Below are 22,869 nucleotides of genomic sequence, written 5' to 3' on the forward strand. Positions count from 1 at the left end.
TGCCTGTCAGGGCCGCCGTACGGGTGATGCAACTTCTATTGGGCCTTTCGGGGGACGGGCGGCGCGGGGCCATTCGAGTGGCGTGGGGCCGTGAGCCGGTCAGGGCGGTGAGCCCGGTGGCCCGTGACGGTTTTCGGCGCCTGCCGCCGTCGTATCCGCCCGGCCCGCGATCCAGGCGTGCGCGTCGTCCAACGCCCGGTTCAGGGGGTCGAAGACGGCGCCCTCGGCGGGGACGATCCCGCCCGGTCCCAGGTCCCGGTCGATGCCGGTCATCCGCAGCACGCGACCGAGGCCGGGCTCGACGCCCGAGAGGATCAGCCGTCCGCCCTGCTGCTCCAGTTCGCGGGCGTGCCGCCGGATCACCTTGGCCATGGAGGAGGAGGGCACGTCCGGAGCGCCGCGCAGGACGAGGACCAGGACCGCGCCGCGGGCGTCGTCGGTGCGGGGGAGGGTCTGTTCGATGTGGGGGAGTTCGGCGAAGAAGCTGGTGCCGGCGTAGTAGAGGACGGTGACGTCGCCGGGCGGCAGCCGGTCCGGGGGGTCGGCGAGGTGCCAGCGGCCGTCCGGGTCGCGGGAGAGGGCCAGGAAACGGGCGCGGCGGGCCGCTTGTGCGCAGTACAGCAGCAGGGAGAGGACCGCGCCGAGCACGATGGCCTGTTGGAGGGGGAGTTGCGTGGTGGCCAGGAAGGTCAGCACCATCGCCGCGGACGACAGCGGTGAGGTGCGCAGCACCAGCAGGATGTCGTGACGCTTGCCCCAGATCAGCTCGCCGCCCACCAGCAGGATCAGCCCGCCGATGACGGCCATCGGGATGTGCTCGGCCAGGGGCGCGCAGACCAGTACCACCAGAGCCAGCAGCACACCGGAGAAGATTCCCGCCCAGCGGGTGCGGGCCCCCGCCGAGACGGCCACGCCGGTACGGGAGAGGGAGCCGCCCGAGGGCAGGGACTGGAAGAGGCCGCCGGCCAGGTTGGCCAGGCCCTGGGCGGCGAAGTCGCCGTTGACCGAGGAGCGCGAGCCGTCCGGGTTGGGTACGGACGAGCCGATGCTCGCCGCCTGCGCCAGCGCCACCAGGGCGACGGCGACCGCGCCCCCGAGCAGGCGCGGTACGGCCGAGAGATCAGGGGCGGAGAAGCCGGGCAGGGCCGCGGGGATGTGCGCGATGTCGCGAACGTGCTCGACCCCCGTACCCAGGGCGGCGACCACGGCACTGACGACGATCATGGCGATCAGCAGCGCGACCGGCTCCAGCCGGCGCACCGTACGGGCGAGCGCCCAGACGGCCATCGTGGCGACGGCGACGAGGGTGGCCGCGAGCTGCCAGTGACCGATGTGTGCGAGCCAGTCGCCCAGCTGGTAAAGCCGGTTGTGGCCCTGCGGGCGGTAACCGGTGGCGTCCTTGAGCACCCCGGTGATGATCTGCAGGGCGATACCGGTGGAGAAGCCGGTCATCACGGCGTTGGAGACGAAGCTCATCACCGCGCCGAGCCGCAGGACCCCCATCAGCAGCATGACCAGACCTGCGAGCAGGCTGAGGGCGGCGATGTGCCCAGGGTTCGCCGGATCGAGCCCCGCCTCCTGCAGCACGCTCTGCGAGGTGAGCGCGATGGCGCTGGTCAGCGTGGTGACCATGAGCACGGTACGGGCGGTGAGGGAGCCGACGATCGCGGGGACGATGCCCGCGTACAGGCCCGCGATCGGGTTGAACCCGGCGATGGACGCGTACGCCATGCCCTCCGGGATCGAGAAGAGACCGGTCACCAGACCGGCGCCCGCGTCCGAAGGCGTCGGCCTGCCCGGCTTCGGAAGCGGTCGGAGCAGTCGTCGCATCCGGGCCCGGCCCGGTCGTCCGTCGGCGTCCCGCCGGGCGGCCGGTGCGCCGCCGAGCGGCCGGCTCACGGGGTGACGATGGCGAAGTCCGGGTCCGGGGTGGTGAGGTGACCGAGGAGTTCGGCGAGTCGGCCGGGGTCACCGGAGATCTTGACGGTGTCCCGGGCCGCCAGGTCTGCCGGGCCGACCGTGCCGAGCAGGACGGCCCGCAGGTCGCTCTCGGCGAGGGTGACCTCGATGTCCGGTTCGGCCGCCGCGGGCCCGGTGCCGATGACGTGGGTGAGGACGCCGTTGTGCAGCCGCTGGGTGTGCCCCTCGCCGTCGGTCAGGTTCCAGCGCACGGTGATGTCCGCGTCCCAGCTGCGCGGGCCGTCCACCCGGATGGCCAGGGCGTCGAACAGCTGGTCCAGGGAGAGGGCCGCCACCACGTCGGGCGAGGCGGTGACGGTGGGCGTGCCGACCGGGCCGTGGCGCAGTTCGTGGGCGCCCATGAGGAAGAAGTTCCGCCAGGTGCCGTTCTCACTGCCGTACCCGAGCTGTTCGAGCGCGTCGGCCTGCAGGGTGCGGGCTGTGGCGTTGCCGGGGTCGGCGAACACCACGTGGCCGACGACCTGGACCACCCAGCGGTAGTCGCCGTCCTCGAAGGACTGCCGGGCGCGGCGCAGGACTTCGTCCGCGCCGCCCATGAACTCCACGTACCGCTTCGCCGACTCGACCGGCGGGTGCTCCCACAGGTGTGCCGGGTTGCCGTCGAACCAGCCCAGATAGCGCTGGTAGACCGCCTTGGTGTTGTGGCTGACGGAGCCGTAGTAGCCGTGGGTGTGCCACGCCCGCTCAAGCGCCGGGGGCACCTGCATCTGCTCGGCGATCTCCAGACCGGTCAGGCCCTGGTTGAGCAGGCGCAGGGTCTGGTCGTGCACGTAGGAGTAGAGGTCGCGCTGCTCGCTCAGGAACTCGATGACGCGTTCCCGGCCGAAGGTGGGCCAGTGGTGCGAGGCGAACGCCACGTCACTCGATCCCGCGAAGAGATCGATGGCCTCGGTGAGGTAGCGGGCCCACACCCGGGGGTCGCGGACCTCCGCGCCCCGCAGGGTGAGCAGGTTGTGCAGGTTGTGGGTGGCGTTCTCCGCCATGCACAGTGCCGACCGGTCGGGGAAATGGATGTTCATCTCCGCCGGTGCCTCGGTGCCGGGGGTCAGCTGGAAGACCATCCGGATGCCGTCGACGGTCTCCGTCTGCCCGGTCCGGGTGATGTCCACGGTCGGCGGGATCAGCCCGACCGCACCGGTCGAGGTCGTCTGCCCGAGGCCCGCGCCGACCTGCCCGCGCCCGCCCTTCGGCAGTGCCGCGCCGTACATGTAGGCGGCGCGGCGGCCCATGGCCGTGCCCGCGTAGACGTTCTCGCTGACCGCGTGTTCCAGGAATCCGTGCGGCGCGAACACCGGCACGCCACCCGCGACGTCCGCCTCGGTGACGACACCGCGGACGCCGCCGAAGTGGTCGGCGTGGCTGTGGGTGTAGAGCACGGCGGTCACCGGGCGGTCGCCGCGGTGGGAGCGGTACAGGGCCAGCGCCGCCGCCGCGGTCTCCGCGCACAGCAGCGTGTCGATCACCAGGATGCCGCGCTCGCCCTCGACGATCGTCATGTTCGACAGGTCGAAGCCGCGCACCTGGTAGATGCCCTCGGTCACCTTGAACAGGCCGTGGTCGGAGCAGAGTCGGCTCTGCCGCCACAGGCTCGGATTGGCCGTGTCCGGGCAGTCCTTGCCGAGGAACCCGTAGGCGTCGAGGTCCCACACCGTACGCCCGTCGCGGTCCCGGATCACCCTGTCCTTCGCCGTGCCCAGGAAGCCGCGCCGCGCGTCCTCGAAATCCTCGGTGTCGTCGAAGGCGAACCGCTGCCGAACTGCCGCGTTGGCCCCGGAGATCTGCTGCTCGGCGGGCTTGGCGTCGATGGTCTGGGACATCATGATCTCCTTGGGGGCGGCGTGCCAGGACCGGCGACATGGACGGTCACGGACACCCACCACCCTCACCCGGCGCCGACGGCCGCACGATCGGGCGTACGCCATTCGAGGAGACGGCGGTGACCGGCCGGTCCGCGGCGGACGCGCATGCGGCGGCAGCTCATGGCGGCGGCCGGAAACCGCCCTGTAGGTGCTGGACGACATGGACCAGCGGGGCGAGCGCCGGCTCGGCGGCCGCCTGGTGGAGGGCGTCGCGCAGGGCGCTGTCGTGGGTGGGGCGGGCCTGTTCCAGCAGGTGCAGGCCGGCGTCGGTGACATCGGTGTAGATGCCGCGGCGGTCGGAGGGGCACAGGTGGCGCGCGAGCAGGCCCCGTTCCTCCAGCCGGGTCACCAGCCGGGTGGTGGCGCTCTGGCTGAGGACGACGGAGCCGGCGACCTGCCGCATCTGCAGATGCCCGCCCTCGCCGTCGTGCTGGCGGCTCAACACGTCCAGCAGCGCGTACTCGCGCGCACTCAGCCGGTGCGCGGTGTGCAGCGCACGTTCGACTCGGCTCTCGACGCGTCCGTGCAGCAGCGAGAGGGCCGACCAGTTGTGCGCCGGCGCGGCCGGCGCGGCTGCGGGGTCGGTGGCGGTCATGAACAGCTCCCTGGTCCGGTCGTACGGCGGCAGGCCCCTGTCGGAGCCGGCCGCCGTACCACAACCACACCACTCACTATACCCGCGTTTGCCATTAATCAGCGTCTGCAACTATTGTCTATGCGTGTAAGGCGCTGATGCGTGTAAGTCGCTCACGCATCTTCCCCTCCTGCATGTCAAAGGACCCTCGTCATGCCGCTCGCACTGCTGGCCCTCGCCATAGGGGCCTTCGGAATCGGCACCACGGAATTCGTGATCATGGGGTTGCTGCCCCAGGTCGGCGCGGACCTCGGCGTGTCCGTACCGACGGCCGGCTTCCTGGTCACCGGCTACGCCCTCGGCGTCCTGTTCGGCGCACCGCTCATGACCGTCCTCGGAACCAGGATCCCCCGCAAGAACATGCTCATGCTGCTCATGGGCCTGTTCATCCTCGGCAACCTCATCTCGGCCGTCGCCCCGGTCTTCGCCGTGATGCTCATCGGCCGCGTGGTCGCCGCGCTGGCCCATGGCGCCTTCTTCGGCATCGGCTCCGTCGTCGCCGCCGAACTGGTGGCGCCGGAGAAGAAGGCCGGCGCCATCTCCCTGATGTTCACCGGCCTGACCGTGGCCAACGTCGTCGGCGTGCCCCTGGGCACATACGTCGGCCAAAGCGCCGGCTGGCGCGTGACCTTCCTGATCGTCGCGGGGCTCGGCGTCCTCGGCCTGGCCGGCGTCGCCAAGCTCGTACCCGACGTGCCCAAGCCGCAGGGGGTGCACCTGCGGCACGAGGTCGCCGCGTTCAAGAACGCCCAGGTCGTTCTGGCCATGGCCATGACGGTCCTCGGCTTCGGCGGTGTGTTCGCCGCGATCACCTACATCGCGCCGATGGCGACCGGGGTCGGTGGCTTCGCGGAATCCTCCGTCACCTGGCTGATGGTGGTCTTCGGACTGGGCATGGTGACAGGCAACCTCGCCGGCGGCCGGTACGCCGACCGCAAGCTGATGCCCATGCTCTACACCGCGCTGGGCGGCCTTGCGGTGGTCCTGCTGCTGTTCGCCTTCCTGGCCTCCGGCAAGGCCGCAACCGTGGTGGCCGTCTTCCTCATCGGCGCCTTCGGCTTCGCCACCGTCCCGCCGCTGCAGAAGCGGGTCCTGGACCACGCCCACGGTGCGCCGACACTGGCCTCGGCCGCCAACATCGGTGCCTTCAACCTGGGCAACGCCCTGTCCGCCTGGCTCGGCGGCCTGGTGATCTCCGCCGGCTTCGGCTACGCCGCGCCCAACGCCGTCGGGGCCGTCCTGGCCGCCGCCGCGCTGGTACTGGCCTTCCTCTCCCACCGACTTGAGCTGCGGAGCCCCCGCACCGATTCGGCTTCCGCCCCGGCGGACCTCGAACACGCCTCGGCTTCCGACGAAGGAGCCGCTTCCGCTTCCGCCGCGGCCGGAGTCGTCTGCTCCTGATCCCCCGTACCCCCGCCCCGTCCTCTCCCCTCTACGAATCCCCTCAACGAATCCCCTCTACGAATCCCCTCTGCAAGTCCCCTCCACGAATCCGAAGAAGGACCCCTGATGACTTCCGTACCGAACGTGACGCTCAACAACGGCGTGAGCATGCCGCAGCTGGGCTTCGGCGTCTTCCAGGTCCCCGACGAGGAGACCACCGCCGCGGTCGCCACCGCCCTGGAGGCCGGCTACCGCAGCATCGACACCGCCGCGATCTACGGCAACGAACGCGGCGTCGGCCGGGCCATCGCCGCCTCCGGCCTGCCCCGCGAGGAACTGTTCGTCACGACCAAGCTGTGGAACGCCCACCAGGGGCACGACCGGACCCTGGCCGCGTTCGACGCCTCCCTGGACGAGCTCGGCCTCGACCACATCGACCTCTACCTCATCCACTGGCCCACCCCGGCCCGCGACTTGTACGTGGAGACCTACCACGCACTGGAGGAGATCCTGGCCGGCGGGCGGGCCCGCGCCATCGGTGTCTCGAACTTCCAGGTCCCGCACCTTCAGCGACTCCTGGACCACACCGGCATCACCCCGGCGGTCAACCAGGTGGAGCTGCACCCCGGCCTGCAGCAGACCGCGCTGCGCGCCTTCCACGCCGAGCACGGTATCGCCACCGAGGCATGGAGCCCTCTGGCCCAGGGCGCGGTCCTCGGGGACGCGGCGATCGTGCGAATCGCCGAGGCGCATGGCGTAACCCCGGCGCAGGTCGTCCTGCGCTGGCACCTGCAGAGCGGCACCATTGTGATCCCGAAATCCGTCACCCCCGACCGCATCCGGCAGAACCTCGACGTCTTCGGCTTCGGGCTCACCGACGCCGACATGACCGCCCTCACGGGCCTCGACCGGGGCCTGCGCACCGGCTTCGACCCCGACACCTTCAACTGACGAACGCCCCGGAGCGCCGGCACCAGTACCCGTACGGGCACCGGTACCCGCACCTGCACCAGCACCGGAAGCCGTACCACTCCAGCCGCTCCACCGCCTCGACGACGGGAACGCCTCATGCACATCGACCTCTCCGGCCGTACCGCTCTGGTCACGGGTTCCACCCAGGGCATCGGCCAGGCCATCGCAGGCGGGCTGGCCCGCTCGGGCGCCCGCGTCGTCGTCAACGGCCGCGGCGAGGAGCGCGTCGCGGACGCCGTACGCACCGTACGTGCCGAGTCCGGCAGCGACGACGTCACCGGCGCCGTGGGCGACCTGGCGACGGAGCGGGGCGCCGCCGCCGTACTGGAGGCGGTGCCCACGGTCGACATCCTCGTCAACAACCTCGGCATCTTCGGCGCCGCCATGCCGCTGGAGATCGACGACGACGAATGGCGCCGCTACTTCGAAGTCAACGTCCTCTCCGCCGTCCGGCTCATCCGTGCCTACCTGCCCGCGATGAAGGCACAGGGCTGGGGCCGCGTCCTCAACCTCGCCAGCGACTCGGCCGTGGCCATCCCGGCCGAGATGATCCACTACGGCATGACGAAGACGTCCCTGCTCGCCGTCAGCCGCGGGTTCGCCAAGGACGCCGCAGGCACCGGTGTCACCGTCAATTCCGTCATCGCCGGACCGACCCACACCGGCGGGGTCGAGGCTTTCGTCCGCGAACTCGTCGGTGACGAACTGCCCTGGGACGCGGCGCAGCACGAGTTCATGGTCAAGTACCGCCCGCAGTCGCTGGTGCAGCGCCTCATCGAGCCGGAGGAGATCGCCAACCTGGTCGTCTACCTCGCCTCGCCGTACGCGTCGGCCACCACCGGCGGAGCCGTGCGCGCCGACGGCGGCTACGTCGATTCCATCCTGCCCTGAGCCCGCCGCCGCCGTTGCGGCCACCGGCCGCGGCCACCGGTCCCTGCCCTGCCCCGGCCCGTGTTTCCTCCCCGCGCACAGGCGCTGAGCGGCTCACCATCACGTACGAGCCGAGCGGCTCACCACTACGCACGAGCCGAGCGGCTCACCACCACGCACGAAAGGAGGCTCCGGATGAGCCTCGCCCATCTGCTGCCCGGCCCGCTGGGCTTCGGTACCGCCCCCCTGGGCAACATGTTCCGCGCGATCCCCGAGGACGAGGTGCAGGCCACCCTGCAGGCCGCCTGGGACCAGGGCATCCGCTACTACGACACCGCCCCGTTCTACGGCGCGGGACTGGCCGAGATCCGGCTCGGCGAGATGCTGTCCCGGCAGCCGCGGGACTCGTTCGTCCTGTCCACGAAGGTCGGCCGGGTCGTCCACGACGAGGTGACGGACCCCGCCACCCGCGACCTGGGCGAGAAGGGCGGCCTGTTCGAGCACGGCCGTCCCAACAGGATGACCGACGAATACACCGCCGACGCCACCGCGCGCTCCATCGAGGACAGCCTCCGGCGGCTGAACACCGACCGGCTGGACATCGTCTGGGTGCACGACATCGCCCAGGACTTCCACGGCGACCACTGGCTCGCCCAGTTCGAGACCGCCCGCACCGGCGCCTTCCGGGTCCTGGACGACCTGCGCGACCAGGGCGTGATCAAGGCGTGGGGCCTGGGCGTCAACCGGGTGGAGCCCGTCGAGCTCACCCTCGCCCTGGACGAGCCGCGCCCCGACGGATTCCTCCTGGCCGGCCGCTACACCCTGCTCGACCACCGCCGGGCGCTCCAGCGGCTGCTGCCCGCGGCGGTGGAACAAGGCGTCGACATGGTCGTCGGCGGCCCCTACAGTTCCGGTGTCCTGGTCGGCGGCACCCACTTCGAGTACCAGCCGGCCCCGCCGCACATCCTGGAGACCGTCCGGCGCATCCGGGAGCTGGCCGAACGGTACGGCGTGTCGATCAAGGCCGCCGCGCTGCAGTTCTCCCTCGCCCACCCGGCCGCCGCCGCCGTGATCCCCGGCGCCACCCGTCCCTCCCGCATCGCCGAGGACCTCGCCGCTCTGCGCGAGGAGATCCCCGCCGCCTTCTGGCACGACCTGCGGGAGGCCGGCCTCGTCGACCCGGCCGCCCCCCTGCCGGCCGGCGCCTGACCCGCGTCGCTGCCGGCCGGCGCCCGACCCGCGCCCCACGACAACCCCAGCCCGGCGCACTAAGGACCCGACCATGGCATCCACATCCGTCAGCCGCGTCGTCCAAGCCTCCCCCGACGAGGTCTGGAACCTGATCGGCGGCTTCCACTCCCTGCCCGACTGGCTGCCCTTCATCCCGCAGAGCATCTCCGAACAGGGTGGCCGTGCACGCCGGCTGACCAGCGCCGACGGCGAAACGATCATCGAGCAGATGACGGCGTACGACCTGCTGGAGCGCTCCTACAGCTACACCTTCGTGCAGACGCCGTTCCCCGTCACCGGCTACCTCTCCACCCTCCGCGTCCACGCCCTGCCGGGCAGGCCGGAGGCCGCCGAGGTCCAGTGGAGCGGACGCTTCGTTCCCGACGGTGTGCGCGACGAGGAGGCCGAAGCCCTGTTCACCGGCATCTACCGGGACGGTCTCGACGCCCTGGCCGCCGCCATCGAGCGGCGTTGAACGGCAGCCGTCACTCAGGCCCCTGAATCGACCGACGAGCCTGACGCGGTCACGCGGTGCCGGGTCACCCGTGCGCGGCGCGGGAGGGGCACGGACCTGATCAGGCGTCCAGGGTCGCCTTCGCGATCTCGTCGGGACGGGTGGCCCGGTGACACACTCTCATACTGCATGTCTGAACACACTGTATGGTTGCTGTCGCAGGGCGGCGCACATCACCCGGATCGTGCCGCTCACGTGTGCGGCTGTGCCGCCCAGGCGTCAGGAAAGTGCTGTGGCTGAGAGTGTGAATCGACCTACGTTTCTGTTGGTGCCCGGCGGCCACCACGGGCCGTGGGTCTACGACAGGTTGCGGGAAGTCCTGACGGCCGAGGGCTGGTCCACGCGAACCGTGAGTCTGCTCAGCGCCGTGGCGGACCTGTCCGCGCCCGAGCCGCTGCCCGGCGTGTACGACGACGCCCGCGTGATCCGACAGGCCCTGCACGAGATCGACGGTCCCGTGGTCGTGGTGGCGCACTCCTACAGCGGGGTGCCCGTGACCGAGGCCATCGCCGGAGCGTCCAACGTCGCGCACGCCGTGTACGTCGCCGCCTACATGCTCGACGTCGGCGAGGGGATGTTCCAGACGCACGGGCTGTCCGCCCCCGAGTCCCTGGCCGGCCTGCGCCCGCCGGAGAACCCCGACCTGAATCTGCCCGCCGCCTTCTACGACGGTGACCCCACGAGCCCGGAGACGATCGAGGCATCGGCCCGACTCGTCCCGCAGACCGTGCGCGGCGACTACGAGACGGTCACGAAGGCGGGCTGGAAGACGGTCCCCAACAGCTATGTCATCCCGGACAGCGACGTCTCCCTCACCGGCACCGTCGCCGAGGCCATGGCCGAGCGCGCCGACACGGTGTACCGGGTCGTCGGCCACCACGCGCCCTTCTACTCCCACCCGCGTGAGTTCGCGGAGGTGCTGATGAAGATCGCGCAGAACCCCGGAACCACGAGGCCCCGGCAGACAACCTGACAGGCCGTCAGAGCGCCCGCGGCGAGACACCTTCCCCACGTCTCGCCGCGGGGCACCTACCGTGGGGGTGGGACCGACACCCCAGCTCGACGAACGGAAGGTGCCCGAATGAGACCCGTGACGCGCCGCCAGGCGGACCACCACGCCGCGCGTGCAGCCGCGACCAGGACCCAGCTGATGGCCGCCCTGGAACGGCTGCTCGACGCCGGTGAATCCTTCTCCGAGATCAGCGTGCAGCGGATCATCGAAGAAGCCGGCGTTTCCCGGGCCACCTTCTATGCCCACTTCCAGGGCAAGTCGGACATCCTGGTCCGGCTCACCGACGAACTGCGCCAGTCCCTGCTGGAGCTGGCACAGCAGTGGGACCCGCGCGCCGGGGAGGACGGGGCCGACCGGTTCACCCGGTTCTTCGAGGAGGTCATCCGCATCCACCGGGCCCACCGGAGCGTGCTCACCGCCGTCCGCGAGGCCGCGTCGTACGACCCCGCCGTGAGCGACTTCTACACCGCCGACCTCGAAGGCTTCGACGAGGCCGTGCTGCGGACCCTGCTGTCCGAACAGGCGGCCGGCTCGACCACGGCCGACCTCGACGCCGTCGCGGCGAGCCGGATCATCATCTGGGGAGGCGCCCAGGCGATCGCCCATCACATCAAGGTCGACGACGGCGGCGGTGACGCCGCCTTCGCCCGTGAACTCGCGTGCATCTGGTGGTACGGCGCGTACCGGCGCCCCTCCGACAACCCGTGAGGAAGGAACAAGAACGTGACCGACACAGCCGAGGGCCCGCCCACCACCCCACTGGCGGGCCGGACCGCTGTGATCACCGGCGGCGGCCGGGGCATCGGGGCGAGCACGACCGTGCTGCCGGCCCGCGCGAGCGCAGGCTGACCGCCCAGTACGCCCCGGGACGTCCGGGCGAGCCCGAGGACATCGCCGAGGCCGTCCTCCATTTCGCGTCCCCCGCCAGTTCCTTCGTCACCGGGCAGACGCTGAGCGCGGACGGTGGGTGGATCCCGACGCTGGTCCACTGATCGGCTCACGGGACCGGTCCGGATCTCCACGTCCGCCGCCTGCCGTGGCGCACGCCCCGTGCACGGCGCGGCCTAGCCCAGCCGACGCGACGGAAACACCGAGCGCGCTGCGGCGAGGCGGCCCGGCCCGCACGAGACCGTCAGGCCGGCCCAGCGGGCGGCCGTGCACCAGCCGAAGCGCGGGAGGGCTCCTGCGCCGCGGCGGACCCGGCACGGGACGGCACGGGCAGGAGCAGGTCCGACGCCGGCGGGCCGACGACGACCGCCACGGCCACGGGTGGGGAGAGCCGACCCTCGAACGCCTGCCGGGCGAGCGTTCCGGCGAGGTCCCCGAAATGGAAGAACGGGGCGAGGACCGCGGTGACGAGCGTGCGCACCAGCCGGAACAGCCGCATGGGATGAGCGGATCGACTCGGGATCGGTCCGGGCGTCACCTGGTGAGACACATGTCGAATTGGACACGAGAACGTGTGCGGTGAACACCGCGGCGGACGGCATGCGTGAACAGAGCAGAGCGTTCGCTCCCGTCCCTCACCATCGATCCCGAAATCCTGTGATGCTTCCACGAGTTCGCCTCCTGAGCGCCGTCGTCAGCACCTGCGCCGTCGTCGCCACCCTCGTCACCACCGCCGGCTGTGCCCCCGCCAAGGACCTGACCCCCTCCGGGTCATGGACACCGAAGGGCCGGAAGACGGTGAACTCCCTGACCGGCGCCGAGGGCGTGGCCACCAGGGAGAACGGCACCCTCCTCACCCGCGGCCCGGCCAGCATTCCGGTGTCGGTGCGGGCGCACGGCTTCCACCACATCGGGGACCTCGACCTCGCGGACGGGCACGTGTTCGACTCCTACCAGGGGTCGAAGGCGGGATCCGCCAAGATGTTCCTGGTCACCAAACCCGACGGGACGCGCCTGGAGTACCGGCACCGACTCGATCCGGGCGAGCTGTTCAACAACTCCTTCGCCACCGTCTCCCCCGATCACCAGTGGCTGGTCTCCGGCGAGTTCGGCGTCCAGAAGCGGTTGCAGGTCTTCCCCGCGCCGTTGCTGAACAAGTCCACTCCGGCGAAGGGCGGCGAACTCCCGCAGGCGGCGGAGATCACCCTCGACCGCCCGGTCAAGGACATACAGGCATGCGACTTCTTCACGGAGCAGCGCCTGGTCTGCGACGCCGACCAGGGCCGCGTCTTCCAGGTCGACCTGGACCGTGCCCTGGACGGCGAGCGGATCGGGGGCAAGGTGACCGACGTGCTGAACCTGCCGAAGATCAGCAAGTGCTCGGGTGCCTATGAGGCCGAGGGCCTCGACTACGACGTGCGGACGAGGACGTTGCGGGCGTCCATGCTCTCGCCCGGCCTGTGCAAGGGCGCCACGGTCATCTTCGCCTACCACTGGGAGGAGGACCGGTAGCCGCGGACGACGGCCGTGGCCCGGCCGAGAAGTCGTCTCGGCCGGGCCACGACTGAAAGCGGTCCCTGAGCGGTCGTCAGGTGGCGGCGACCACCCGGTAGCTCAGCTCCGCCACGGGGAGGTCGGTCTGGGTCAGCGAGCCGCTGGCCCAGGACCAGCCGGTGCAGTCGGCTCCGGAGTACAGCTCCACGGACGCCGAGCCGTTGGCGATCTGGATCGAACGGACTGGCTGCGACAGGTTGTGGCACGTGCCGAAGTCGGCGAGGTCGGGCTTGGTCACGGTGCCCGTTCCGGTGGTGCCCGAGTAGAGGAACGCGCCCGGCTGCAGAGGGGGCCAGCCGGCGGCGTTCGCCGCCCCGGCACCGAGGCCGATCAGTGCCGCCGCCATCGTCGCGGTGGCGGCAGCAGTACGGAGTTTCGCCCTGGGGGTGAACATGCAACCACCCTTTCTTGTGCCGACGTTGGGGGAGGCGTCGGCACGACTGGTTCGGTCGAATACGGCCGTCGCAGATTTTTGCATGTTCAACCATGTGCGGGGAGTAGGGATCCAGCCACACATACGTGTGCTGCCACCGGCGCCTGCTCGCCGGTGCGGGCTCAGGCGCCGTCCGACCGGCGTGCGGCGGTGGCCAGCGTCCGGAACCCGTCCCAGCGCACCTTCGGCCGGGCCAGCCCGCGCCGTTCCAGATAGCGGTTGGTGGCACGCTTGGTGCTGCGCATGACCTTCAGCGCGTCACTCGCCCGACCGGTGCCCATCGGCTCCACGACCTTGTCCGGAGCCAGCAGCAGACCGTCCCCGGCGGTTTCGAGCCGCCCCCGGACCAGCGCGTTGTGCATGTGGTTCATCTTGTCGTCGTGCCGATGCACCAGCAGCGAGGCCGGCCCCGGGACCGCGGCGCAGTCGGCCGGTACCTCCAGCGCGTACCCGCCGTCGGCGGGAACGGGCCGGGTGCGGGCGAGGACGGGTGCCCCCGAGACGTCGCGGGCGGCCAGCACCGCGCTGGAGTAGGCGGCGAGCTGCGCGGCACCCGGCAGCGAGCCGGCGGCATCGGTCCCGCCGGCCGTGTCCGGGCCCGGTGCGGCGAGCGGCGGCCGGAGGATCACCTGCTCGGGCACCACGGTGATCAGCAGGCGCAGGTAGTACCAGTCCATCGTCCACCGCGCGGGCGCGGAGACGTACGACTGGCTGTGCGGCTGACGTTCGAACAGCATCCGCCAGTAGTCCTCGGCTCCCTCGGGCCCGGTCATGATCTCATCGGGGCACTCGGCCCGGCCGCTCACGAAGATCTGCGGCGCGTCGGTGAGACCGCTGCCGGTGGGGTCCGAGAACAGCAGGGCGACGCGCGCGTCCCGGCGTATGTTGAGTGCCTTCTGGGCGAAGGCCAGCGACGTGGTCAGCAGGAGCGTGCCGTCCTCCTTGCGCCGTACGGCGGTCGGCCAGGTGGCAGGGGTGCCGTCACGGCCGAGCGTGGCGAACTCACAGGTGCGGTAGGCGTCCAGGACGTCCAGAGGGGATTCGTCAAGGGGCGTCACGGTTCTCATCTCCAGTAGCAGGGGAGTGCGTGGCGTGCGTCTTGCCCGCCGTCGGGCACGTGCACGCAGGAAAAGAAGGGGATGAGCTGGGCTTCGCCGTCGACGTGTTCGATCAGTACGAAGGTGTGCTCGCCGGGCGTCACGTTACCAGCGCTCCCTCCTTTCGCCGTTCCGTCACCCCTCACCGGCCAGGGCCGTTCACCGCGATCCGGTTGCTCTCCCGTGGCCACGGAAGCGGTCCGGACTTGTCGTACCGGAAAGACGTATGTTCCGGCAGGTGGTCGCATACCTTGCGCATCGGTGGGCGGACCTGATGTGCCGTCCACGGGTCACACGTGTGATGCGGACGGGTTCGGCGCCCAGACCTCCCTCTTGACGAGCAGGAATGGGCACAGGCTTTCGCGCTGCAGGTGACAGAAATCGACCCGCTGATCAGGGCGCAGCTGAATGCCGGTCGTATCGGTACGGATCGGTGGGAAACAACCAGTCTGCAACCTGCCCCATCACCTGGTGCGGCTGTAGCAGCGGGACAACTCCGAGTTCTGCGCGTCAAGTCGGGAGAGCGTTACGCTGCGGTCGTGCGCGGCGCCGGCGAATGATTGCACCTTCGACGAGAGTCCGGAACGCGTACGCCGACGACCGGCGTTCAGGACCGCTCCGTCAGCCGTGTGCCTGCTGGGCGTGCCTGGGCAGCAGGCCCACCAGCAGCAGGGTCAGGAAGTTCAGGCCCGCGGCGATGCCGAGGACCAGTTCCGCGGCGGTGAAGTAGGCAGGGACGGACGGGTGCCCGACCCGGGCGAAGAACACCGTGCCGAGGGCGGCGACACCGATCGCGCCGGCGAACTGCTGGACGGCGTTGAGCAGGCCCGCGCCGGTGCCGACCTCTTCGGCGGTCGCATCGCCGATGACGTAATCGACCAGCGGGACGAACACCAGCCCGGAGCCGAAGCCGGTGAGGAGCAGCGCGGGCGCGAGCTTCCACACGGTGATGCCGGTGCCCCAGTGGTCCACGGACCACCACAGGGCCAGCAGGCCGACGACGGCGATGGACAGCCCGAGGTGCAGGCCGGCGCGGCCCAGCTTCTCGGCGAGTACGGCGCCGGCGAGCAGCACGGCGACGGCGGTGCCGAGGGCCCAGGGGATCAGCGTGAGACCCGTGCGCAGCGGCGTCCAGTGCATGCCCTGCTGCAACAGCAGGTTGAGGACGAGGACGAACGCGCTCAGCGACGCGTAGAACCCGGCCACGATCACCAGGCCGACGACGAAGCTGCGCTTGCGGAACAGCGACGGCGCGATGACCGGGTGCATGCTGTGCCGTTGGGAGACGACGAACAGCGCGAGCAGGACGGCAGCGGCGGCCATCATGACGTAGGTCCAGGCGGGCCAGCCGAGGTCGCGGCCCTGGATGAGCGGGACGATGAGCAGGGCCGATGCCGCGGTGAGCAGGCCGACGCCGGTGAGGTCGAGGCGGGCGGACCGGTCCTCGCCGCCGTGGCGGGGCAGGACCCGCCGGCCGAGCGCGAGGGCGGCGATACCCAACGGGACGTTGATCAGGAAGATGGAGCGCCACTGGCTGCCGAACAGGTCCAGGTGGAGCAGCCAGCCGGCCAGGATGGGCCCGGCCACCATGGTCAGGCCCATCAGCGGGCCGACCGGGGTCAGTGCCTTGCGCAGGTGCTGGGGCGGGAACACGACCTTCACCAGGGCCAGACCCTGCGGGATCATGACCGACCCGAACAGGCCCTGGAGGGTGCGGGCGACGATCAGGAAGACCACGTGGGGGGCGAGACCGCAGGCCAGCGAGGCCAGGGTGAAGCCGGTCATGCCGAGCAGGAACAGTCGTCGGCGGCCGAGCAGGTCCCCGAGCCGTCCCGAGGTGACCAGGCCGAGCGCGAAGGCGGCCGTGTAGGCGCTCAGCACCCACTGCACCGTCACCTGGCCGCCGCCGAGGTCGGCGCGGATGGACGGGCCGGCGAGGTTGGCGATGCTGGAGTCGAGCAGATCCATGATGTCGGCCAGGACCACGACGGAAAGGACGAGCCACGCGCTGCGCAGCGGCAGCGTGCTGGTCGGGGGCGCCTGGGATATGTGCTGGTTGATGGACACGAACGCTGTTCTACATATGAACTCTGTTCCAGACAACACGAACAGCGTTCTTAGTGATGTAGAACACTGTTCGTCCGTTCGCTAGACTGCCCGCATGTCACCGACTCCGCAGGAACGGCGCGCAGCGCGGCACCAGTTCGGCACCGGCTCGGACACACCCGCGGCCCGGCGTGGTCCGTCCGGCGGGCGCAAGAAACCGATCACGGTCGATGCCATCGTCGACACCGCGTTCGGCATCGTGGAAAGGGAGGGATACGAAGCCCTGACGATGCGGCGCGTGGCCAACGCGCTGGAGACGGGACCGTCCTCGCTCTACGCCCACGTGGTCAACAAGGAGGACCTGGACGAACTGCTCATCGGCCGGCTGTGCGCGGAGATCGACCTGCCCGAGCCCGACCCCGCGTGCTGGCGGCAGCAGATCGTCAGCGTCTGTACCCAACTGCGCGACCAGTATCTGCGCTACCCGGGCATCTCCCAGGCGGCCTTCGCCGCCGCTCCGTCCAGTGTGGACACGCTGCGCGTCGGCGAGGGACTGCTCGCCATCCTGATCGCCGGCGGCATCGAGCCGCAGCCCGCCGCCTGGGCGGTCGACTCGCTGTCGCTCTACGTCAACGCCTACAGCCTTGAGGTCTCCCTGGCCAACCGGCGGATCAGCGGCAGCGACGACAACTGGGTCGTCAGCCGCGGTGAACTGCTGCGCCGGTTCGCCGCACTGCCCGAGACCTTCCCCCACACCAAGCGCCACGCCGCCGAACTCACCGCCGGAACCGTCCGCGACCGCTTCGACTTCACCATCGGCCTGCTGATCGACGGGCTCCCGGGCGCACGGCGGCAGCCGTGAACGGTCCGGACTCCGGGCCTGGCGCCGCCCCCTCGGAGTTCGCCGGCCGCCGGCTGCCGGTGCCCAATTGATCGATCAAATGGATGGGCAAGGGTGACAGCGGCCTCCTGGAATCCCACGCAAAGGGGCATGACAGACAGGAATGTGGCACTCAGTGCCGCATAAACGCCCCGCTGCTGACCCCGAGTGCACTCTCCGTAGCGGAATAGAGGATGCTGGAACTACCGCATGCGTCCAACCACCTTGATCCGTACGGAACTTGACGGAGGGCAAAGCCATGAGCGACCGCAGCGCCTCGGAAGCCGACCGCAGCGCGCCCGCACTGGACATCCGCATGGGCGGCTTCCGTATGACTCTTCAGCGAGTTCCGGTGCGACTCCTGACGCTTTTGGCCACCTGCTGCGGATCTGTTTTCACCGCGTGGTTGACGTCCCGGTAGGTGTGCACAGCCCGGCGAGAACCGGGAACACCGTGCCGGGCGTGTTGGTGATCAGCGGCGTGGACCGCCTCGGATCAGCGAACGGAGCCGGTGCGGTGACGGAAGTGGCGAAGGACGCGGCGGACGTGGCGGACGCCGGGTCGCGGACCGGCGGTGGCCCGAGCCTGTGGCGTCAGCGGGATTTCCTGCTGCTGTGGAGCGGTCAGACGGTCAGTGAGACGGGATCTGCGGTCACTCAGGTCGCCTTGCCGCTGCTCGCGGTCGTGGCGCTCGGGGCGAGCACGTTCCAGGTCGGATTGCTGACCGCGGCGACCACGCTGGCCTTCGCGGTGATCGCGTTGCCCGCGGGTGCGCTGGTGGACGGCGCTGCCAAGCGTTCCGTCATGATCGTCTGCAACCTGCTCCGCCTGGTGATCATCGGCTCGGTGCCGCCGGCGGCGGCGTTCGGCGTCCTGACGATGACGCAGTTGTACGTGGTCGCGATGGCGGCGGGTGTGTGCTCGGTGTTCTTCGACGTCGCGTACCAGAGTTATGTGCCGTCACTTGTCCGTGCCGATCAGTTGTTGAGCGCCAACGGCCGGCTCGGGACCACCCAGGCGCTCGCGCAGTTCGGGGGACCCGGTCTGGGCGGCGGGCTGGTCGGGGTGTTCGGCGCCGCGGGGGCGATGGCGGCCGATGCGGTCTCCTACGCGGTCTCGGTCCTCTCGGTCCTCGGGATCAGGACCCGGGAGGGGCCGCGGCCGGTGCGGTCGGCGGACGAGACGCTGCGGCGCCGGATCGCCGAAGGTCTGAAGTTCGTTTTCGGCCACAGCATTCTCCGCAAGGTCGTGGCGTGCACAGCCACCGCGAACCTCTTCTCCGGCATGACGTCGGCACTGGCGACGGTCTTCCTGGTCCGGGAGCTGCACGTGCGTCCCGCGCTGACCGGGCTGATCATGGCGGGCGCGGCCATCGGCGGGATCGCCGGGGGCGCGCTCGCCGGCCGGCTCGCCGAGAGGATCGGCTCGGCCCGCATCATCTGGATGTCGATGCTGGTCTTCAGCGCGCCGCAGGTCGTCGCGGCGGCAGCCTGGCGGGGCTGGGGCGTGCTGCTGTTCCCGCTGGGCTGGGGTGTCGCCGGTTTCTCCGTGATGGTCTACAACATCGCCCAGCTCAGCTACCGGCAGTCAGTGACACCACCGGAGCTGATGGCCCGGATGAACGCGGCCGTCCGCTGGGTCGTGTGGGGCACCCTGCCGCTCGGCAGCGTCCTCGGCGGGGTACTCGGCACCCTGATCGGGGTACGCCCCGCGCTCTGGCTGGCCTTCACCGGTACCTGGGGGGCCGGCTGGATCGTGTTCTTCTCCCCGCTCCGCCACCTGCGCGACGTCCCCCGGAAGAACAGGTGACGGGCACCGGGGCCGGGACCGGCGCGGGACGCCGCCGCAGGAGGACGGCGGCATGCCGCTACCCCGCTCCCGGGTACGTACTGCCCGCCGGACGGTCCGCGGGCTCGGACGGGCCCGGGTCCACGAAGCTGTACGGCGGCAGCGGACCATCGACGCGCACTTCCAGATGCGGGAGTTTCGCCTGCACGTCCGTCACGGCCGCCAGGAACGTCCGTGTCGTGTGCCGACCCACCAGGAAGGACCTGGCGATCAGGAAGTCCATCGGCTCCGGCCCGGCGCTGACGGCGACGGCCGCCGCCTTCAGCGCCCGCGTCATCGCGGCGACGTCCTCGGTCTGCTGGGCCCGCACCGCGGACACGACCAACTCGCCGAGCCTGACCTTCTGTTCGTAACTTCCGCCACCCGCCCGGCGGTTGGCCTCCGCCAACTCCCGGATCTCCGGGTGGTGGCCCATCACGAGGTGCAGCACGGCCTTCTCGACGGGGCTGGCCGTGACGTCGAACTCGACCATGCCGCTCAGCGCCCGCAGCCGCTCCTGGTAGTGGCCGGCCCGCTGGGCGAGTACGTCGGTGACGGTGCCGTCGTCGAGAGCGACGCTGCCGAACCGCATGGGCAGCACACAACCGGTCGCGCCGATCTCGGTGAGTACGTTCTGATGGGCGAGGAGGTCTCGTTGCTCGGGACGCAGACCTTCGGGCGCGTCACTGACGACGGCCGCCAGTTCACCCTTGGTGAGCGTGCGGACCGGACGGGCCGGGTCGCCGACGCCGGCCATACCGTCCGGCGGCGCGGGGTGCGATGCGGCTGTGATCCCGTAGACGTACGTATTCACTCCTGCTCCCCTCTCCTTCTCCGTCGTGTTTCCTTCGTGCCCTTCGCCTGCGTGCCTTTTTTCGCCTTCGCGCCCCTCCCACGTGCCTCTCGCCTTCGTGTCTCTCGTCCCCTTCGTGCCTCTCGCCACGAGCCCCGGCCGGGCCGGCCCTCGAAGGGACTCGCGGAACCCGGTCCGAGTGCCAAGTCCCCCGCCCCGCCCCTTTCACTCGGCGAGCCCCGTACTGCACGTCCTGCCGCACCTGGCCGCGGGCGTCGCGTCCCGCCCTGCCCGACCGCCTCCGAGCCGCAGTGGGTTTTGGTGGCTCGGACTTTTCGGCGACTGCTTCAATGATGAGCCGGCTGCGTCTGACCGATTTCTGTGCCTGGCCCGGCAGGGATTTAGTGCGGTATTCGGTCGGGTGTCAGGTTCGGCGGTTTGCGAAATCGTAAATCACTTCAGGTTATTCACCCATTTCGCCTCCATGATGCGGCGGGAAGTGTTCGATGCGAGGGTCGAATTATGGCCATCGGGCAAGGTTCCGCTGGTCATTGAGAAGCTGACGATTTATTGTGACCCAGGTCACATTGACCCCCTTCTGTTGTGTGCTTGAAGAAAGAAGTATCGTCGTTTACGCATCCCCCACAGGAGGCAGGAGGCTTCCATGTGCGATCTCGGGCGAGCCGAAAATCTCGTCGACGATGCAGCTTCAGGCCCTGTATGGCCGTGGGTCGGTTATTGTTCGCGCACCGTGGAAAAGGCCGGGCGAAATCACTCGACCGTCGAGACGGGGCCCTCTGCCGGGGGGTTTTCTGCCCGAGTTTCAGGGGGGCCGTGAACCTGCTTCGGTCAACACGGTGCGCAGCGCATCAAAAGCCTTGAGAAAAGGGCGCCGCGAGGACGAGAATTCGCTGTTTGCCTGGCATGCGGGAGAAGGGCATACGGAAGAAGGCAATATGAGGGCGGGCCGTGCAAGGGCTGGCCGTACCAGGTAGGGCCGCACGAGGTAATGGCCGTACCCGGACCTCAGACACCCCGGCCTCAGCTTCCACGCACCGGACCCGGCCCCACGCACCAGGCGCGGCCCCGCGCCCCACGTACCGCACCACCCGTGATCTCCACTCCCACCCTGTGAGAGGAGCGTGACGATGGTCAGGTCCAGGACCGCGGCAGCCCTGGCGGCAGGCACGCTGCTGCTGTCCACTCCCGCATGGCTGCCCCGCTCGGTCGTCGCCCTGCGCATGAAGGTGTTCGCCAAGGTCAATGGCGACGAGGGGATCACCTTCCCCAACGCCACCGTGGGCGCGGACCGCTTCCAGGAACTCTACGGTCACCCGGCGGCGAACGGCCGGAGCGAGGGCGCCGTCCTGTCCGACCTGTTCTGGTACTGGCTCGCGCCCGGCGCCGACATCCATCAGGAACACCTGGAGGCCGGCCCCCGCTACGACGAGGTCGCCCGCTGCACCCTCGCCTTCCTCGCCGGGTCCTCCGAGTACCTGTACGCGCGGGCCGCCCGGCACACGGCGGCCGTGCTCGACACCGTGGCCACCGGGCGGCTGACGCTCGTCCGGCTGCGGGACCTGATGATGCCGGTGTGGGCGGATTTCTTCCACGAGGTGGTCTTCGACCGGCCCTGCCCGGCACATGTGCGGCGGCTGATCGTGGACAACGCCGAGGACGTGGTCAACGGCCTCAAGTGCACCCGCCCCCGCCACCTGGGCCGCCGTGACCGGCTGACCCGTCACCTGCTCAGTCGGCTCGCCGCGGGCGACACCACCCGCCGGCCGCTGCCCACCTGTCTGACGCCGCTCCAGCAGGCGTACTACCTACAGGGCACCTTCTTCAACACGGCCGTCGTGCAGATGTCGGAGGCCATGGCCCACCTGCTGCTCGCGCTGGCCCAACACCCCGACGTACAGCGCCGGGTGGCCCGGCATCCGGACGATGACCGGTACCTCTCCCACGTCATCGACGAGACCTTCCGGCTCTACCCGCTGTTCGGTGTGGCGCACCGGATCACCAGCGACGACATCGCCCTGGACGGTCTGCCGACCATCCCCGCCGGGTCCGTGCTGTGCTTCAGCTATCCCGACTACCACGCCGGCGGATACCAGGACCCGGACGTCTTCGACCCGGAACGCTGGGAACACACCTCAGCCAGGAACGCACACCACATCCCTTTCGGTGTGGCCGCCAACCGGCCCTGCCCCGCCTGGCGTCTGGCACCCCTGATCATGCGTGCCGCGACCCGGGAGATCCTGTCCCGCTTCGTGCTCGACTCCTTCGTCTCCCACACCCGGTCCATCCCGCACCGCGCCCCCTGTCTGCTGATCCGCCGGGACGACGAGTTGCCGCGCCGGCAGCGGTCCGCGCTGCGCGGCGCGCTGTGGACGCGGGACCGTTTCGAGGACGTCGGGCGCAGCATCGCCCAACTCGGGTTCGGCACCTGGATGGTGCTGGCCGCCCGCCGTACCCGGCCGGCGGCCCGCCACTTCGCCTCCCATGACGGCCAGGGGCGCCCCCTCGACCGGGCGGCCCCGCCGGCGGACGGCGCCCCGCACCACGACACGGCCAACACCGTCCACTCGGCCACCGACACCGGCACCGGCACCGGCACTTGCGCCCACACCGACACCGACATCAGCACCGATACCCGCACCGGAACCAGTACCGGCACCGGCACCGATATCGGCACCGGTTCCGGCACGGCGCCACCCGCGCCCACCCGTGCCTGCCCGCACACGGGCCCCACCTCCTGACGGGCGTCCGCGGCCGCTGTCCTCGTCGTGCCCGGAGACGGCCGGACCGGGTCCGGCACCGTGCCCACCCGTGCCACCCGTGCCCGGCCCATCGTCCGCAAGCCTCGACGCGCACTCCTGGAGAACGCCTGTGAAGAA

At 70.4% G+C, this 22,869-nt stretch carries 21 protein-coding genes; 13 read left to right on the forward strand and 8 right to left on the reverse strand.

The window, feature by feature from the left end; translation table 11 throughout:
* Positions 1 to 99 precede the first annotated feature (99 nt).
* The 3 genes from ACFYPJ_RS23475 to ACFYPJ_RS23485 form a co-directional block, all read right to left on the reverse strand.
* Positions 100 to 1,899 (reverse strand): SulP family inorganic anion transporter, encoded by a 1,800-nt coding sequence (locus ACFYPJ_RS23475; RefSeq protein WP_389020391.1) that lies wholly within the window; start codon positions 1,897 to 1,899, stop codon positions 100 to 102.
* Positions 1,896 to 3,797: an alkyl/aryl-sulfatase gene (locus tag ACFYPJ_RS23480; protein WP_389020683.1), complete on the reverse strand. Its 1,902-nt coding sequence runs from the start codon at positions 3,795 to 3,797 to the stop codon at positions 1,896 to 1,898. The genes ACFYPJ_RS23475 and ACFYPJ_RS23480 overlap by 4 nt, the downstream gene beginning before the upstream one ends.
* Before the next feature lie 160 nt (positions 3,798 to 3,957).
* Positions 3,958 to 4,434, reverse strand: a complete 477-nt coding sequence (locus tag ACFYPJ_RS23485) for a MarR family winged helix-turn-helix transcriptional regulator (protein ID WP_389020394.1) — start codon at positions 4,432 to 4,434, stop codon at positions 3,958 to 3,960.
* A gap of 192 nt (positions 4,435 to 4,626) precedes the next feature.
* On the opposite strand from ACFYPJ_RS23485, the gene ACFYPJ_RS23490 reads away from it, so the two are divergent.
* The 9 genes from ACFYPJ_RS23490 (at position 4,627) to ACFYPJ_RS23530 (ending at position 11,446) form a co-directional block, all read left to right on the forward strand.
* Positions 4,627 to 5,874 carry an MFS transporter gene (locus ACFYPJ_RS23490; protein ID WP_389020397.1) on the forward strand — a complete coding sequence of 416 codons (1,248 nt, stop codon included), beginning with the start codon at positions 4,627 to 4,629 and terminating at the stop codon, positions 5,872 to 5,874.
* A 108-nt stretch (positions 5,875 to 5,982) separates the two neighbouring features.
* Positions 5,983 to 6,807: an aldo/keto reductase gene (locus ACFYPJ_RS23495; protein WP_389020399.1), complete on the forward strand. Its 825-nt coding sequence runs from the start codon at positions 5,983 to 5,985 to the stop codon at positions 6,805 to 6,807.
* A gap of 117 nt (positions 6,808 to 6,924) precedes the next feature.
* The gene (locus tag ACFYPJ_RS23500) at positions 6,925 to 7,719 is read left to right on the forward strand and encodes an SDR family NAD(P)-dependent oxidoreductase (RefSeq protein ID WP_389020401.1); all 795 of its coding nucleotides are present in this window, start codon (positions 6,925 to 6,927) and stop codon (positions 7,717 to 7,719) included.
* 174 nt (positions 7,720 to 7,893) lie between these two features.
* Positions 7,894 to 8,907 (forward strand): aldo/keto reductase, encoded by a 1,014-nt coding sequence (locus ACFYPJ_RS23505; protein WP_389020404.1) that lies wholly within the window; start codon positions 7,894 to 7,896, stop codon positions 8,905 to 8,907.
* A 73-nt stretch (positions 8,908 to 8,980) separates the two neighbouring features.
* Complete coding sequence (locus ACFYPJ_RS23510) at positions 8,981 to 9,403, forward strand: SRPBCC family protein (RefSeq protein WP_389020407.1); 423 nt, start codon at positions 8,981 to 8,983, stop codon at positions 9,401 to 9,403.
* 307 nt (positions 9,404 to 9,710) lie between these two features.
* On the forward strand, positions 9,711 to 10,415 hold the full coding sequence (locus ACFYPJ_RS23515) for an alpha/beta hydrolase (RefSeq protein ID WP_389020409.1): 705 nt from the start codon (positions 9,711 to 9,713) through the stop codon (positions 10,413 to 10,415).
* Between the two features lie 108 nt (positions 10,416 to 10,523).
* Positions 10,524 to 11,162 (forward strand): TetR/AcrR family transcriptional regulator, encoded by a 639-nt coding sequence (locus ACFYPJ_RS23520; RefSeq protein WP_389020412.1) that lies wholly within the window; start codon positions 10,524 to 10,526, stop codon positions 11,160 to 11,162.
* Positions 11,163 to 11,177: 15 nt separating this feature from the next.
* Positions 11,178 to 11,303 (forward strand): hypothetical protein, encoded by a 126-nt coding sequence (locus ACFYPJ_RS23525; protein WP_389020697.1) that lies wholly within the window; start codon positions 11,178 to 11,180, stop codon positions 11,301 to 11,303.
* Positions 11,304 to 11,344: 41 nt separating this feature from the next.
* Positions 11,345 to 11,446 carry a hypothetical protein gene (locus ACFYPJ_RS23530; RefSeq protein WP_389020686.1) on the forward strand — a complete coding sequence of 34 codons (102 nt, stop codon included), beginning with the start codon at positions 11,345 to 11,347 and terminating at the stop codon, positions 11,444 to 11,446.
* 140 nt (positions 11,447 to 11,586) lie between these two features.
* On the opposite strand, the gene ACFYPJ_RS23535 is transcribed toward ACFYPJ_RS23530, so the two are convergent.
* The gene (locus ACFYPJ_RS23535; protein WP_389020414.1) at positions 11,587 to 11,841 is read right to left on the reverse strand and encodes a hypothetical protein; all 255 of its coding nucleotides are present in this window, start codon (positions 11,839 to 11,841) and stop codon (positions 11,587 to 11,589) included.
* Positions 11,842 to 12,002: 161 nt separating this feature from the next.
* Here ACFYPJ_RS23535 and ACFYPJ_RS23540 point away from each other — a divergent pair, with 161 nt between their 5' ends.
* Positions 12,003 to 12,854, forward strand: coding sequence for a hypothetical protein (locus ACFYPJ_RS23540; protein WP_389020417.1), 852 nt, complete (start codon positions 12,003 to 12,005; stop codon positions 12,852 to 12,854).
* A 76-nt stretch (positions 12,855 to 12,930) separates the two neighbouring features.
* Here the strand turns inward: ACFYPJ_RS23540 and ACFYPJ_RS23545 are convergent, their stop codons facing one another.
* From ACFYPJ_RS23545 to ACFYPJ_RS23555, 3 genes are all read right to left on the reverse strand, one after another.
* Complete coding sequence (locus ACFYPJ_RS23545; RefSeq protein ID WP_389020420.1) at positions 12,931 to 13,290, reverse strand: hypothetical protein; 360 nt, start codon at positions 13,288 to 13,290, stop codon at positions 12,931 to 12,933.
* A gap of 161 nt (positions 13,291 to 13,451) precedes the next feature.
* Entirely contained in the window at positions 13,452 to 14,387 is a 936-nt protein-coding gene (locus ACFYPJ_RS23550; RefSeq protein ID WP_389020422.1) for a pyridoxamine 5'-phosphate oxidase family protein, read from the reverse strand.
* Between the two features lie 660 nt (positions 14,388 to 15,047).
* Positions 15,048 to 16,493 (reverse strand): DHA2 family efflux MFS transporter permease subunit, encoded by a 1,446-nt coding sequence (locus ACFYPJ_RS23555; protein ID WP_389020425.1) that lies wholly within the window; start codon positions 16,491 to 16,493, stop codon positions 15,048 to 15,050.
* 94 nt (positions 16,494 to 16,587) lie between these two features.
* Here ACFYPJ_RS23555 and ACFYPJ_RS23560 point away from each other — a divergent pair, with 94 nt between their 5' ends.
* Together ACFYPJ_RS23560 and ACFYPJ_RS23565 are read left to right on the forward strand one after the other, a co-directional pair.
* A complete protein-coding gene (locus ACFYPJ_RS23560) occupies positions 16,588 to 17,334 on the forward strand; it encodes a TetR/AcrR family transcriptional regulator (protein ID WP_389020427.1) in 747 nt (248 codons plus the stop codon).
* 534 nt (positions 17,335 to 17,868) lie between these two features.
* On the forward strand, positions 17,869 to 19,161 hold the full coding sequence (locus tag ACFYPJ_RS23565; RefSeq protein WP_389020429.1) for an MFS transporter: 1,293 nt from the start codon (positions 17,869 to 17,871) through the stop codon (positions 19,159 to 19,161).
* Between the two features lie 58 nt (positions 19,162 to 19,219).
* Here ACFYPJ_RS23565 and ACFYPJ_RS23570 read toward each other — a convergent pair whose 3' ends face one another.
* A complete protein-coding gene (locus ACFYPJ_RS23570; protein WP_389020431.1) occupies positions 19,220 to 19,993 on the reverse strand; it encodes a GvpL/GvpF family gas vesicle protein in 774 nt (257 codons plus the stop codon).
* A 1,127-nt stretch (positions 19,994 to 21,120) separates the two neighbouring features.
* On the opposite strand from ACFYPJ_RS23570, the gene ACFYPJ_RS23575 reads away from it, so the two are divergent.
* Complete coding sequence (locus ACFYPJ_RS23575; RefSeq protein WP_389020434.1) at positions 21,121 to 22,731, forward strand: cytochrome P450; 1,611 nt, start codon at positions 21,121 to 21,123, stop codon at positions 22,729 to 22,731.
* The last annotated feature ends 138 nt before the right edge of the window (positions 22,732 to 22,869 follow it).

Origin of the sequence: Streptomyces sp. NPDC006012 (genome assembly GCF_042871185.1) — a bacterium.
Taxonomy (GTDB): Bacteria; Actinomycetota; Actinomycetes; order Streptomycetales; family Streptomycetaceae; genus Streptomyces.